Here is a 14,948-nt window from a genome sequence, read left to right on the forward strand (position 1 = left end):
AATTATAACAACTTTCTAACCGTCTAACCTCTTAACCCTTAAGTGTATTGTCTGTCATAATACTCCTGGTAGCTTCCTGAAGTGACATGCTCCAGCCATTCCTGATTCTCCAGGAACCAGTCAATGGTCTTGCTAAGGCCTTCTTCAAAGGTAACAGATGGTTTCCAGCCTAATTCTGCGTTCAGTTTCGTCGCATCAATGGCGTAACGCTTGTCATGCCCCGGTCTGTCTTTTACATAGGTGATGAGTTTTTCCGAATAACCAGCCGGCTTGCCCAGCTTTTCATCCATTTGTCTGATGAGTTCCTTTACCAAGTCAATGTTCTGCCATTCGTTAAAGCCGCCGATATTATAAGTTTCGCCGGTTTTTGCCTCAAAAAAGATGCGGTGAATGGCTTTGGCGTGGTCTATTACAAAAAGCCAGTCCCGTGTATACTTCCCGTCGCCATAGATAGGTAGTGGTTTTTCGTTGATGATATTTGAAATACAAAGCGGGATCAGTTTCTCTGGAAAATGATTAGGACCGTAATTGTTGGAACAGTTGGAAACGATGAAGGGCATGCCGTAAGTGTTCCCGTAGGCGCGAACTAAATGGTCCGAAGCGGCTTTACTTGCAGAATAAGGCGATTGCGGGTCGTAGGGCGTTGTTTCCAGGAAAAAACCTGTTTCGCCCAGACTGCCGTACACTTCATCCGTAGATACATGGTAAAACAGGTTGGTGCGCGTTTCATCCGGAAAGTTTCCATGGGTATGGTCTGGGTTTAAGGTCCAGAATTCGCGGCAAAGGTTCAGCAGGTTGGCTGTTCCGTTTACATTGGTGTTTATGAAGGCATTGGGGTCTGTTATGCTCCTATCTACATGACTTTCGGCCGCAAGATGGATCACGGCATCAGGATTATATTTTTCAAACACCTTTCGGAGTTCTTCCGGTTTGGTAATGTCCGCCTTTTCGAAAACATAATTGGGTTCGTTCTCTATATCCTTTAGGTTTTCAAGATTTCCGGCGTAAGTAAGGGCATCCAGATTGATGATTAAAGCTTCGGGATGGTTCTTTACAAATTCCCGAACAACATGGGAACCGATGAAGCCGGCGCCGCCGGTAATGATGATGTTTTTCATTCTTATTGGTTTATCACTGTGTTTTTTATTGTCCTTCGGCCTACACTTTTATAAAAAAATCCGTGCTGTTCCAGCGTATCAACGGAATACATGTTCCGGCCGTCAAAGATGGCTTTATGTTTAAGGCGGTCCGCGATCAGGTCAAAATTAGGGTTTTTGAATTCTGGCCACTCAGTTACAATCAGCAGACAGTCTGCACCTTCAAGTGCAGAATACATATCTGCAGCATATTCAATTTGGTCGCCCAGAAGTTTGCGCACATTGTCCTCCGCAATGGAATCATATGCAACCACATTTGCTCCTCTGTCCAGTAATGCCCGAATATTGTCCAGGGAAGAGGCCTCACGGATATCATCTGTATTGGCTTTAAATGCCAGACCCCAAACCGCAATCCGGCGACCTTTCAGATCGCCGCCGAAATAATTTGCAATTTCCGGAATGAGGATGGTCTTCTGGGTGATGTTCACCTGCTCGGTGGCCTGTAGTAACTGAAAGTCAAATTCCTCACTTTTCCCGGAAGTGATCAGTGCTTTTACATCTTTAGGGAAACAGCTTCCGCCATAACCAATGCCCGGAAACAGGAAGCGGTGACCAATCCGGTCGTCGGATCCCATGCCCAGACGTACCTTATCCACATCTGCTCCTACCTTCTCGCAGTAATTGGCAATTTCATTCATGAAAGTGATCTTGACTGCCAGGAAAGAGTTGGAAGCATATTTGGTAAGTTCAGACGATTTCTCATCCATAAATATAATAGGGATGCCTGTATTGGTGAACGGCTGATAAATGGCAGACATTATTTCGCGAGCCCGTGCCGAACTGCAGCCAACTATCACCCGCGAGGGATTCATTGAATCTTCTACCGCGAAACCTTCCCGCAGAAATTCCGGGTTCGAAACTACGTCAAATGCGATGTCTGTCCGGGAGCTTATCACCTGCCTTACTTTATCGGCAGTACCTACAGGTACCGTGGATTTATTTACGATCACTTTATAATCACTCATGTAAGTGCCTATTTTTTCGGCGACGCCCAGGACATAGGACAAATCTGCGCTGCCATCCTCACCAGGTGGCGTAGGGAGCGCCAGGTATATTACCTCACTTTTGTCAAGAGCTTCTTTAAGGTCAGTGGTGAAAAACAGCCGCTGAGCCTGGATATTCCGGGTAAACATCTCTTCCAGATTGGGCTCATAAATTGGTATTTTACCCTCTTTCATAGCCGCTACCTTTTGCTCATCAATATCTACACAATATACGGAGTTCCCCAGTTCGGCCAGCGTTGATCCTGTAACCAGACCTACGTATCCGGTCCCTACAATCGTAATATTCAAAATTTTTACTTTATAATTGCGCCAAAATTACAGAAAATTTACCTTTTATTATCAAATAATAGAAGATGCTTAATGATAGCGGTTAGAACATTTTCCTGCGTGGTAGTATCTTATACATATATCAGGACTTTTCATGCCAGCGTACACCCAATAATCTGAGAATCAAATCTGTTTTGTGTTTTAAGAATTTATTTGTATATTTGCACAGGAATTGCGGAAAAATGAAAAGGCTTCGAAAGAGAGCCTTTTTTCGTATCAGCAACCGTTCAGTAGATTATGGAGTTTAGAGAAAAGATAGAAAGCCTGATTGGCGAATTTCTGAAAGAGCGTGAAGATCTGTTCCTTATTGATCTTCGCTTTTCTGCCGCAGATGATATCACTGTCATTTTAGATGGTGATCAGGGTGTGTCGGTTCAGGATTGTCTGGATGCGAGCCGCGCAATTGAATTCAATATGGACCGCGAAGAGCACGATTTCTCACTGCAGGTCATGAGTGCAGGGCTCAGCGAACCTCTGAAATCAGAAAGGCAGTTCCGTAAAAATATTGGTCGGGAGTTGGACGTCCTGCTTGCAGACGATACCAGGGTGGAAGGCGAGCTACTTACACTGGATGAAAAAAGTATTACCTTAGTACTCCGGTACCGAAAGCCCAAGGAAGTGGGGAAGGGCAAGGTTGATGTAGTGGAAGAAAGAGAGATTCCCTACTCAGAAATAAAAAAAGCGCTGGTAACAGTAAAATTTTAACAATATGATGACCGACGGAGTTTCCGTACTACTCATTATTATCACTATATAGATTATGGACAGTTTAGCGTTAATTGAAGCGTTTGGCGATTTTAAAGACGAGAAAAGCATCAGTAAGATTGACTTGATGGCTATTATTGAAGATTCATTGAAAACGCTGCTAAGAAAAAGATTTGATTCAGACGATCACTTTGATGTCATTGTAAACCCTGATAAAGGCGACTTTCAGATTTTCCTGAATAAAACTATTGTGGAAGACGGAATGTCCGAAGACGATGATCTGGAAATTGAATTGCAGGAAGCCAAAAAAATAGATCCTACCTTTGAAGTGGGAGAAGATTATACCGTTGAAATTCCGATTGCTGAATTAGGCCGCAGAAATATCCTTACACTTAAGCAGATTCTTGCTACCAAACTTCAGGAGCATAATAACGGACTTTTGTATGCGCAGTTCCATGACCGTATTGGTGAGATTGTTGTTGGAGAAGTGCATCATATTAGGAAACAGCACGCGATACTGTTGGATGATGAGGATAATGAATTTATCCTGCCGAAGGAAAATCAGATCCCTTCAGACTTTTTCAAGAAAGGTGAAAGCATACGTGCGATTGTGGACAGTGTAGACTTTAAAGGTTCTAAACCGCAGATCATTGTTTCCCGAACTTCACCAAAGTTCCTGGAAAAACTTCTGGAGCTTGAGATTCCTGAGATTCAGGATGGTACTATCATACTTAAGAAGGTGGTAAGGATCCCCGGCGAAAAGGCGAAGATTGCTGTTGATGCCTATGATGACAGGATCGATCCTGTAGGTGCCTGTGTGGGAGTGAAGGGGTCCCGTATCCATGGCGTGGTGCGCGAACTGAAGAATGAAAATATTGATGTTATCCAGTGGTCCAAAAATCCTGAGATTATGGTGAAAAGAGCCTTGGGTAATGTAACGGTTAATAAAATTGACATCAATGAAGAGCAATCCTATGCAATGGTGTATACTCCGGTTGAAGAGATTTCCAAAGTAATCGGCAAACAGGGGCAGAACATTAAGCTTGCTTCATGGTTAAGTGGTTTTGAAATTGATGTATACCGGGAAACCAGTGATGACGATGATGTAGAACTGGACGAATTCAGCGATGAAATCAGCGAGTGGATCATCAAGGAATTTAAGAAAGTAGGATTAAACACTGCAAGAAGCGTCCTGGATAAGGATACTGAAGCATTGGTAAACCTTGTGGATTTGGAAGAGGAGCAGATCGATGAGGTGAAGCAGGTTCTTAAGGAAGAACTGGAAGCTTAAACGCGCCTCGTAAAATGCTGTACTGGGTACACGGGATTATAAAAATAAAATAGTAAATATTTGCATGCCAAAAATTAGATTAAATAAAGCGTTAAAGGAATTCAATATTTCAATGTCGAGACTTGTGGAGTTTCTGCAGGGGCAAGGCTTTGCTGTAGATGAAAATCCTAACGCTCAACTGGATGAAGCGGCATATGGAGCACTGAAGGCAGAGTTCATGAAGGACAGTGAGCAGCGTAAAGCTTCGCATGAAGTGGTTATGGCCAAAGTTCCTGAGGAAAAGCTGGTCGCGGAAGAGAAAGCACCGGAAGTGATTAAAGCGAGAGCTTCCGTAAGACCGGAAGCCAGGATCTTAGGTAAGATTGACCTTAACCCAAAGAAACCTGAAGCTCCTGCGGAAAAGCCGGCGCCGGCTCCGGAAACACCTGTGCAGAAAGAAGAGCCTAAACAGGAGACTCCAGCTGTGATTGAAAGGCAGGAATTCAAGATTCTTGACAAAATTGATCTGTCGCAGATAGAAAGCGGAAAACCGCGCTCATCCAAAAAGGAGCAACAAAAGCCAGAACCTGCCAAAGCGGCAGAGGAAAAGAAGGAAACTCCAAAACCCACAGAAGCCCCCAAAGCGGAAACTCCCGTGGCTGAAGCAACTAATGCAGCAGATACAGAGACACCGTCGGTACCTGCAATTCAGGAATCTGAAAACTTAGGCGATAATAAAATTGAAACCGTATACCAAAAACTGGATGGTCCTAAAATCTTAAAGCAGACTGTAGACCTGTCCCAGTTCAATAAGCCTAAATCTCAGGGAGCCAACAGCGCTGGTGCCAAAAAGAAAAGAAAACGTATTGAAAAGCCAAATCCTGCCGGTGGGACTCAGTCCGGTAGCGGAGGTGCTGGAGGGCAGGGTAACAGACCCGGCGGTCAGGGTAACCGTCCGCCAGGCAACCGTCCACCACATCAGGGCGGCAATAAGCCGGGAGGCTCCAGACGAGGTGCAGACCGCGTAATGCCGGTTGAGCTTACTGATGAGCAGGTGAAAAACCAAATCAGGGAGACTCTGGAGAAGCTGACCAACAAAGGCGGCAAATCCAAAGGCTCCAAATACAGAAAAGAAAAACGGACTTACAGAAGGGAGCAGGACGAACTGCAGGAGCAGATTGATGCTGCAGACCGCACCCTGAAGGTGACCGAGTTTATAACCGTGGGCGAACTTGCAAGCTTGATGAACGTAAGTCCGACTGAAGTTATTTCAGCGTGTTTCTCACTTGGCGTAATGGTAACAATGAATCAGCGTCTGGAAGCAGATACGCTCTTGCTTGTTGCTGATGAATTTGGTTATAAAATCGAATTTTCCGATGCAGATATTGAAGAATCAGCTGCTGAGGAAGAAGCTGATGCAGAAGAAGATCTGGTACCGCGTGCGCCTATTGTAACAGTAATGGGTCACGTAGACCACGGTAAGACCTCGTTACTGGATTACGTAAGGAAAACCAACGTAATCGCAGGCGAGTCAGGTGGTATTACCCAGCACATCGGAGCTTATAATGTACAGCTTGAGAACGGTCAGAAAATAACCTTCCTTGATACTCCGGGGCACGAAGCCTTTACCGCGATGAGAGCCAGGGGTGCACAGGTTACCGATATTGCTATTATCGTAATTGCTGCTGATGATGATGTGATGCCACAAACGAAGGAGGCGATTTCTCACTCCCAGGCTGCAGGGGTACCGATGATTATTGCACTGAACAAAGTGGATAAACCAAATTCCAATCCCGACAATATACGTCAGCAACTTTCCGGAATGAATATCCTTGTAGAAGAATGGGGTGGTAACGTACAGTCTCAGGAGGTGTCTGCCAAATTTGGTAACAATATGGACGCATTGCTGGAAAAAGTACTTCTGCAGGCAGAAATTCTTGAACTGAAAGCCAATCCAAATAAAAATGCACAGGGTGTCGTAATTGAAGCGTCGCTGGATAAAGGCCGCGGATATGTAGCAACAATTCTGGTTCAAAGCGGAACACTGAAGGTGGGCGATTACGTTCTGGCGGGTAAAAACCATGGAAAAGTAAAAGCCATGCTGGACGAAAGAGGTAAACCAATGCAGTCCGCAGGTCCGTCAATGCCTGTAACGATACTTGGCCTGGACGGTGCTCCGGGAGCAGGTGACAAATTCAGGGTATTTGATGATGAAGGTGAAGCCAAAACTATCGCAACCAAGCGTGAGCAGCTTCAGCGTGAACTTTCTATCCGTACCAAAAAGCATACAACACTGGAAGAACTGGGCAGAAGAATTGCGCTGGGCGAATTCAAGGAGCTTAATATTATCCTGAAAGGGGACGTGGATGGATCTGTGGAAGCTCTTTCAGATCAGTTGCAGCGTCTTTCAACCGAGGAAATCAGTATTAATATACTGCATCAGGGTGTAGGACCAATCACCGAATCCGATGTAAACCTTGCCACAGCCTCCGATGCCATCATCATTGGATTTAACGTTCGTGCCGGAGCAAATGCGAAAGAACTTGCGGATAAAGAAGAAATTGAAATCCGTACTTACTCCGTGATCTATGCTGCTATTGAAGAAGTAAAAGAGGCAATGGAAGGAATGCTTTCACCGGAGATTAAGGAACAGGTGGTAGGTAATGTGGAAATCCGTGAGGTATTCAAGATATCTAAGGTCGGAAGCATCGCCGGGTGTATGGTTCTCAGCGGAAAAGTAGGACGTAATTCAAAAATCCGCCTGCTTCGCGACGGTATCGTGAAATTTGACGGCGAGCTGGAGAGTTTAAAGCGTTTCAAAGACGATGTAAAGGAAGTAACAAAAGGTTACGAATGTGGTCTGAACCTGAAAGGGTACAACGACATTGAAGTTGGAGATATACTTGAAGTCTACGAGGAAGTAGCCGTGAAAAAAAAGCTTAAATAAAAATGATTTTCTAATATTAAAACCTGCTGATTAGCAGGTTTTTATTTTAATTGAATTCTAATTTATATTTATTCTAAATAAGTAAGTTCCTCATATTAATAATTTGTTAATATTGTATTCTGGTACAGAATGGTGGTGCGAATAATCAGATGATATGTTCAATTATTAAATAAATTGGCATACTTTAACAATTTATATCTGTAAATTTGAGATAAATATCTAATAATGCAAATCTTATTTGTGAGATTTAAATATTATTAACATATTTGCGTACTAAAATATATTAAAATTTTGTTAATATGAATGTTAAATTACGAGTATTAAGTGCAGGTGTTCTGTTTTTTATAGGGCACACTGTTTCAGCTCAGCAGCAGGAAGTGGATACCACGCAAACTGCTGAAATCGAGGAGGTAGTTGTACTAGGGTATAATAGAACTGCCACTAAACCAAAGGATGTTACAGCATCCACTACTGTGTCACAAGAAAAGTTTGAAAACCGTCCTACGACATCTTTCTTGAATTCATTACAGGGAGAATCTCCCGGTCTGACTATTAATGCTGCATCTGGGCAACCTGGGTCAGGAAAAATTGATGTGATCATCCGGGGTATTGGTTCTTTAAGTGCAGGTTCTGAACCTTTATATGTTATTGATGGAATTATTTCAAATGCTACGCAGTTCAGAAACCTGAACGATAACGACATTGAAAGTGCTTCTGTACTTAGAGATGCCGCGGCAACATCGATTTATGGTAACCGTGCGGCTAATGGTGTAATTGTTATCAAGACAAAGTCTGGTCGGTACAATGCTCCAATGAAGTTCTCATATAATGCTTCTACCGGGATGAGTTTGCTTCCGGAAAACAAATATGACCTTAATGATGCGAAGCAGGCGCTGAAACTGGAGCAGATGGCGGGCCAGGGTATGGGTGCTGATATGACAGATGCTGAAATAGCTGCATATAACGGTGTTGATACCAACTGGAGAAAAGTGTTCTTCAATCCTGGATTTACTCAGAGACATGACTTGGCGATGACGGTGGGTGGTGAGAATATGAATCTTTACTCTTCTCTTGGGTATATGGAGCAGACGGGTATTGTACCTGCAACTTCAGATTTCAAAAGATTTACATTCAGAAATAATTTCAACGGTAGATCTGAGAACGAACGTTTTCTTTATGGAGCACAAGTTGCTCTTTCATATTCCAGAAGACATCAGCTGGATGAGGAAACCAACACTGCAATCAGAAATAACTCCGTTCAGAACCCTTTACATGGTGCTAACGCTGGATTGCCTTACTTAATGTCCGGACAGTATGCAAACGGTATCGACTTATATAACGCAATTGGAACCGACTTTAGCGGTGGTAAGAATATCTTTGCGCTGGAAGACGTTGTTAAAGGTTCAATGCCTAACCGAAGAAGTGAGATAGGGATTCTTACAAATGTTAACATGAGTTATAAGTTAACAGACGCGTTGACTTTAGGAAACAAAACAGGTATCGACTGGAAAAACTCTGAAACCATATTTGCAAGAGCTCCATGGAACTATTTAGCTTTGGCAGTATCAATGGGTCAGGGGACAACTGCTTTACCTGCAGATCAGATACTTCCTGGTTTCGAAGATATGGCAAAAGCCAATGAGTTCAATATCAACAATGTAACAAGTCTGCAATATTCAAAAGTATTTGGAGAAAAACACACAGTTAACGCTGGTGCCTATCTGGATTATTTGAAGGTTCATTACAATACTACGAGCCAAAGAAGAACAGGTCTTGATTCCAGAACCTGGGTTTTTGGTAATGGTACTGGGTATGCGGCGCCACTGTATTTCGATAATGGAACAGGTGCACCAATTACTTATTATGTGCCAAGTGCTTCAGCAGGAAAAATTACAGCTGGTGGCCTAGCATATTTTGCTACTCTTGATTACGATTACGATGATAAATATGGTTTCAGTGGTTTGGTAAGAAGGGATGCTTCTTACCGTTTCATCGACGAAAACAAATGGGCAACTTTCTGGTCTGTTGCCGGTAGATGGAACATCGATAGAGAAAGTTTTATGGAAGGTTCTGCTTTCGATATGCTTAAGTTAAGAGTTTCCTATGGTGTACAGGGTAACCAAAACATCATTGCAGTTGCTTCCGGAAATAACCCGATGCTTGCAGCGACTAACTTGGTTCGTGAGGTATATGTTACTGGTAATGGGTACAACAACACCCCGGGTGCATTAGGCTTTGGTGGTTTGAAAAACCCGGATACGCAATGGGAAAAGATCTACCAATTTAACGTTGGTTTGGATTTTGTAACACTTAACAGAAAACTCGAAGGTAATATCGATGTATACGATAAAACTACAAAGGATCTATATAACGGAATTAACCTATCGGCTGTAACCGGTCAATATGGTATTGATGGTAACAATGGTGAACTTAGAAACCGTGGTGTTGAAGGTTTACTGAAATATACTCCAATCAGAAATCAGGATTCTAAACTTACATTCTATGTAAATGGTGGATACAACGAGAACAGGATTATGAATATCGCTGTAGAGGAGACATCAGGAGCAATTAGAAACGTTGTGGGAGGTCCGGCTTTCCAGTGGCATTATGCGCCGTACCTGGGTGTGAATCCATCTAACGGTAATGCGTTATTCCTTGATGCAAACGGTAATCCAACAGAAATTCTGGTAGCAGATGTTGATGATCGCGCAACTGGTAAAAATATGTTCCCGCTTTGGAGTGGAGGTTTCGGATTTAATTCTGAATACAAAGGTTTGTATCTTGATACTCACTTCTCATTCCAACAGGGCGCATGGAAGTATGATAACGCAATGGCTTGGTTATATGATCCAACTTCCATCGGCGAATGGAACCAGGCTTCAGATATGTTGGATGCTTGGTCTCCTACAAATACAGGCGGATCGCAGCCATCTTTGAATGCCACTAACTTGACATTTGCGGATTATTCGGACAGATTCTTGAAAGATGCATCTTTCATCAGGCTTAAGAATATTGCACTTGGTTATAATCTTCCAAAACGTGTAATTGAAGGTACATTCGTGAAAAGTATGAAGGTTTTTGTACAGGCGGAAAACCTTTACACATGGACCAAATGGCCAGGATATGACCCAGAACCAAACTTCTCATATTCACTGTCTGTATATCCGAATATGAAAACAGTTAGTTTAGGTACTAATATTGAATTTTAAATTATAAATAGAAATGAAAAAAATCAGATTATTAGCATATGCTATTTTGACTTCCTTTTCCATACTGTCTTGTACTGATGCTTATGAAATCATACAGGATGGGGAACTGACAGAAGAAGTGGCTCTACAGACGACAAAGGATCTTCGGGCGTTTCTAAATGGAAATGTTTACGGAGCCTTAAATACGCAGAATTCAATCTGGCTATCGTCAGTATTTACTGACGAAACTGGATTAGCACCAAATAATTCCGGATGGTATTTTGCAGAGCACAGATATATTATCAACCCTGATAACGGTTATGTGGCTGGTATCTGGGGAGATAATTACCTACTTATTAACAGAGTTAACAGACTGCTTAGAGCGGCAGAAAAAATTACTCCTGCGGCGTCAGAAGCAGCGAACTATAATTCAATACTTGCCGAAGCTCGTGCTATGAGGGCTCTGGCTTATTTACAGCTTCAGTCATATTTCACAACTGATATGGCCGATAATAATGCTTTAGGTGTGATTCTGTTAACAGATGTTCCAGAACTTACGGCACAAATGCCCAGAGTTGCGAATTCACAGATTTATGCTTTGATGGAAGAGGATCTTAACTTTGCTGATGCAAATCTGGATACTGTAAATCCACTCTCATATAAGTTTGTAACCAAAGGTATGATTCATGCAACTATGGCGCGGATGTATGCTTACAGAGAAATGTATACTCAGGCTCAACAGCATGCCCAGTGGGTCGTATCTAATGGACCGGCTTTAACACCTGCTGCAACATATCCACAGATTTGGACCGATGCAATTCAGGGAGAAGTAATCTTTGCAAGAAGCCACCCGTCCACAGAAGGAGCTGGAGGTATTGCAAGATTTTGGACTACTAACACAACAGACATTACAGGTTCGCCCTTGTTAAAGATGGGTATGAATTTGTACAACCTTTTAACTCCCTCACCAAACTGGGGTGATGTTAGAAAAACGGTGTTCGTTGATGCTACTTCTGAAGGTAATACGATAGTTATTAATAAGTATCCAGGAAAAGCAAATACGCCGTTACGTAACGATGTGAAAATTTTCCGAACTTCAGAAATGTATTTCATTTTGGCCGAGGCAGCTGTAGCTCAGGGAGACTTGGTTACTGCCGCTAATCTGGTTCGTTCTGTGAGACTAGCCAGAAAAGTAGCTAACAATACAACCGCTGTTCCATCCATCACCTACGCAAATGCTGGTGAAGCTTGGAGAGACATACTAAAAGAAAGACGTATTGAACTGAGCTTCGAAGGTCACAGATATGTAGACCTTAGAAGATTGGGCGAAGTTGCGGGTGTAAGTATTGACAGAAGTCCACTTGATGACGGTGGTAAATTCCTTGGAGCACCTCTTACACTTCCAATTTCGGATTACAGATGGACATTGCCTATCCCTTCTGCTGAGAAATTGGGTAATCCTTCTATCGTTCAGAACCCGGGTTATAACTAATCTTAAATTATTTGAATAATGAAAAATATTAAATTTATAGTATCACTGTTCCTGCTGGGACTATTTGTATTTTCTTGTCGGGAAGATCATACCGAACCAGTATACAATGGTGAGTCCTACGTACACTTTAATGAAGGTGTGGTGAAATCAGAATTTGTGCAAATCGGTACAGCTTCAAAAGATGTTGTAATTTCTTACGGAACAATCAAGCCAGTTGTGGGTTCCCACCAAGTTAAACTGGTTGTTGATCCGGTAAAAAGTACAGCCGTTGCTGGAACTGATTATGAAATTATTAACGGTACTGATGAAATCACCAATGGTGAGGTTGCCGGAACGTTCACAATCAGAATGAAAGAACCGGCGGTTCCAGGAGTTACAAAAACTTTAGTGCTTAAGTTGGAGTCCAGTACGATTTCAACAGCTGTTTTCGACAATGAGTTTACACTAAACTGGAAACTTCAGTGTCTTATTAACAACTTCCTTGGGACTGGAACCTTCAATTATGCGGGATGGTTCAATGGTACAGGTCAGCATATGATCGAGGAAGTGCCAGGACAGCCTAATACACTAAGGATTATAGATTTCCCAACAATAGGAACAAACTTTGTCTTCACATACGATGAGGCTGGTTTGGTATCTTTTGAACCACAGGATACAGGCGAGTTCCACCCTACTTATAATCAGAATATTATGCTGCGTATGTCGCAGAGTAATTTTGCAAATCATGGAAATTCAACCATTGATATGTGTGCTAGAAAACTTAATCTTAGAGTTAACTACTACGTATCAGCAGGTTCTTTCGGTAACCAGCCTGAAACTTTCACTGGCTTCTAATTTGCTTCTATTTATAATAGACCCCGCACCATGTGCGGGGTTTTTTATTTCCTTTATTTTCTTACTTTTGTTCTACAATTTTACTGATGAGATACCTATTTTTCCTGGCGCTGCTCTTTTCCAACCTATACGCTTCACAGGTCGTGAACAAGACAGACAGCAATAGGGTGAAGCCTGCCGACACTCTGGTTATTGATTCGGGTACCAGGGATTCTTTGAAGATTTTTAAACCTACCATACAGGATTATAAATCCTTTACACAGTTTTCAGAAAAACAGGTGATTGACACTGTTCTTTCCGGCGAGAAAACTTATGTCTTCACCCAGTGGAACAACCGTGATAACTTTGGCAGGATTCAGTTCGCAAATATCGGAGCAGGCTTTAATCCCTTGGTTTATGAGTTAAATCCTGAACAAAATCTGACCTTACTTCCCGAAAACAAATCTTTTGGATTTCTGGGAATTAAAGATATACGCTACTATGATGTAAAAACGCCCACAACTACGTTTATTTATCATAATGCGATGCGCAACGGCGCCGCACTCAATTCAACCTATACACAGAATATCGGCAACAATTTTAATTTTGCCCTTGAGTATATGGGACTCCGTTCGCAGGGAATCTATAGTAACTCCCTGGCTGCAAATAATAATACTGTTTTTTCCGGCCATTATATCTCGGACAATTTGAAATACGAGGCCTTCGCACATTTTATACATCAGAATGTGAACAACCAGGAATACGGTGGAATTGCGAATGAGGAACTTTTCAGATCCGATGCCGATGCGTACGACAACAGGGCAAATGTGGAAGTTACTCTGCAGGGGGTGACCTCACAGTTTTCGGCGCGCAGGTATTACTTTAGCCACCAGTTTGCACCATTTGATCCTGTAAAGTATCCATTCAAGATCCGTCATACCATTTACCATCAGGGTAATAAGTACCGCTTCTCGCAGGATGCGCTACAGGATTTTTTCTATGACACACCTTCCGGGCTTGTGCCGGGATTTTCTTTAAGCACTGGAAAATTCTCCAATAACCTAAGCAATACAGTGAGTCTGGTTTTGGATAATGAGCGGTTCAGGATTGATGCAGGAGTCAGGCATCAGCTGATGACGCTCGGAGTTACAGAGCCATTGAACTTGGCCGATTTAAGTGTACCATCAGAAATCCGCGAAAACAGAATAGGAGCGGTCGGAAATCTTGGGGTTGATCTTTGGGACCGAATCGCGCTTAATTCCTTTCTGGAGGTTTCCCGTGGTGAGCAGTTTGGAAATTACCTGCAGTCACGTAATCAGTTTAGGTTTGAACCTGTTGAAGGCTATTTTGTAAATGCTAAAGTGAACTTTCAGTCGGCTGCTCCCAGCTTCAATTATCACCTGAACACATCCCCTTATAAAGCCTATAATTTTTATGCAGGCGATCTGAAAAACCAGAATGTGCTTGAAATTGGGGGGAATGTTAATCTTAAATGGTTCGAAACCCAAGTCTTCGCTAATTATTTCAGAATTGATAATTACACCTATTTCCGGGCTGCGGTCCCACAGCAAAGTGATACTCCACTGAATATATCGCAGATTGGTGGCGATGCGACCTTCAGGTATGGAAAGTTCGGACTTAATTCCAGGTTGCTTTTCCAGAAGACGCTGACCAACAGTGACCTGTTCCCTGCTCCTGATTTTGTAGGAAGGGCCAATCTGTTCTTTCAAACCAAAGCCTTTAAGAATGCTGCCGAAATCCAGACAGGGATGAAGGGGCACTTTTTCACCAAGTTCGGCTCGCGGGAGTATTCACCTATTCTCAATGAATTCACTGTTCCTGGACCTCAAGGATATCAGATTGGCGGAATTCCTGTAATTGATGCCTATTTCAATCTTAAGGTAAAGCGGATGTTCTTTTTTATAGAAGGCCAGCATCTAAATACCTTGATTGATAATAATAAAGTATTTACAGCACCCTATTACCCATTCTATGATTTTCGTCTTAATATTGGAATCGTTTGGTATTTAATAAGTTAATAAACC

General features: G+C 42.5%; 9 protein-coding genes. 7 read left to right on the forward strand and 2 right to left on the reverse strand.

What is annotated here, in order from left to right:
- Window positions 1–38 precede the first annotated feature (38 nt).
- Together rfbB and F7R58_RS01095 are read right to left on the reverse strand one after the other, a co-directional pair.
- Complete coding sequence (rfbB, locus tag F7R58_RS01090) at window positions 39–1,118, reverse strand: dTDP-glucose 4,6-dehydratase (protein ID WP_158063183.1); 1,080 nt, start codon at window positions 1,116–1,118, stop codon at window positions 39–41.
- A 2-nt stretch (window positions 1,119–1,120) separates the two neighbouring features.
- Window positions 1,121–2,449, reverse strand: coding sequence for a UDP-glucose dehydrogenase family protein (locus tag F7R58_RS01095; RefSeq protein WP_158063184.1), 1,329 nt, complete (start codon window positions 2,447–2,449; stop codon window positions 1,121–1,123).
- A 276-nt stretch (window positions 2,450–2,725) separates the two neighbouring features.
- On the opposite strand from F7R58_RS01095, the gene rimP reads away from it, so the two are divergent.
- From rimP to F7R58_RS01130, 7 genes are all read left to right on the forward strand, one after another.
- Complete coding sequence (gene rimP, locus F7R58_RS01100) at window positions 2,726–3,193, forward strand: ribosome assembly cofactor RimP (protein ID WP_158063185.1); 468 nt, start codon at window positions 2,726–2,728, stop codon at window positions 3,191–3,193.
- A 55-nt stretch (window positions 3,194–3,248) separates the two neighbouring features.
- A complete protein-coding gene (nusA, locus tag F7R58_RS01105; protein ID WP_158063186.1) occupies window positions 3,249–4,484 on the forward strand; it encodes a transcription termination factor NusA in 1,236 nt (411 codons plus the stop codon).
- 64 nt (window positions 4,485–4,548) lie between these two features.
- A complete protein-coding gene (infB, locus tag F7R58_RS01110) occupies window positions 4,549–7,410 on the forward strand; it encodes a translation initiation factor IF-2 (protein WP_158063187.1) in 2,862 nt (953 codons plus the stop codon).
- A gap of 299 nt (window positions 7,411–7,709) precedes the next feature.
- Window positions 7,710–10,619 (forward strand): SusC/RagA family TonB-linked outer membrane protein, encoded by a 2,910-nt coding sequence (locus F7R58_RS01115; protein ID WP_158063188.1) that lies wholly within the window; start codon window positions 7,710–7,712, stop codon window positions 10,617–10,619.
- A gap of 13 nt (window positions 10,620–10,632) precedes the next feature.
- A complete protein-coding gene (locus F7R58_RS01120; protein ID WP_158063189.1) occupies window positions 10,633–12,090 on the forward strand; it encodes a RagB/SusD family nutrient uptake outer membrane protein in 1,458 nt (485 codons plus the stop codon).
- Between the two features lie 18 nt (window positions 12,091–12,108).
- Complete coding sequence (locus F7R58_RS01125) at window positions 12,109–12,924, forward strand: hypothetical protein (RefSeq protein WP_158063190.1); 816 nt, start codon at window positions 12,109–12,111, stop codon at window positions 12,922–12,924.
- Between the two features lie 86 nt (window positions 12,925–13,010).
- A complete protein-coding gene (locus F7R58_RS01130) occupies window positions 13,011–14,942 on the forward strand; it encodes a putative porin (RefSeq protein WP_158063191.1) in 1,932 nt (643 codons plus the stop codon).
- Window positions 14,943–14,948: the final 6 nt, after the last annotated feature.

This window comes from Chryseobacterium sp. (genome assembly GCF_008831505.1).
Lineage (GTDB): Bacteria > Bacteroidota > Bacteroidia > Flavobacteriales > Weeksellaceae > Marnyiella.

Coding starts and splice junctions, on each gene's coding strand:
- rfbB (WP_158063183.1), bottom strand. CDS start 1,118: ATGAAAAACATCATCATTACCGGCGGCGCCGGCTTCATCGGTTCCCAT.
- rimP (WP_158063185.1), top strand. CDS start 2,726: ATGGAGTTTAGAGAAAAGATAGAAAGCCTGATTGGCGAATTTCTGAAA.
- nusA (WP_158063186.1), top strand. CDS start 3,249: ATGGACAGTTTAGCGTTAATTGAAGCGTTTGGCGATTTTAAAGACGAG.
- infB (WP_158063187.1), top strand. CDS start 4,549: ATGCCAAAAATTAGATTAAATAAAGCGTTAAAGGAATTCAATATTTCA.
- F7R58_RS01115 (WP_158063188.1), top strand. CDS start 7,710: ATGAATGTTAAATTACGAGTATTAAGTGCAGGTGTTCTGTTTTTTATA.
- F7R58_RS01120 (WP_158063189.1), top strand. CDS start 10,633: ATGAAAAAAATCAGATTATTAGCATATGCTATTTTGACTTCCTTTTCC.
- F7R58_RS01125 (WP_158063190.1), top strand. CDS start 12,109: ATGAAAAATATTAAATTTATAGTATCACTGTTCCTGCTGGGACTATTT.
- F7R58_RS01130 (WP_158063191.1), top strand. CDS start 13,011: ATGAGATACCTATTTTTCCTGGCGCTGCTCTTTTCCAACCTATACGCT.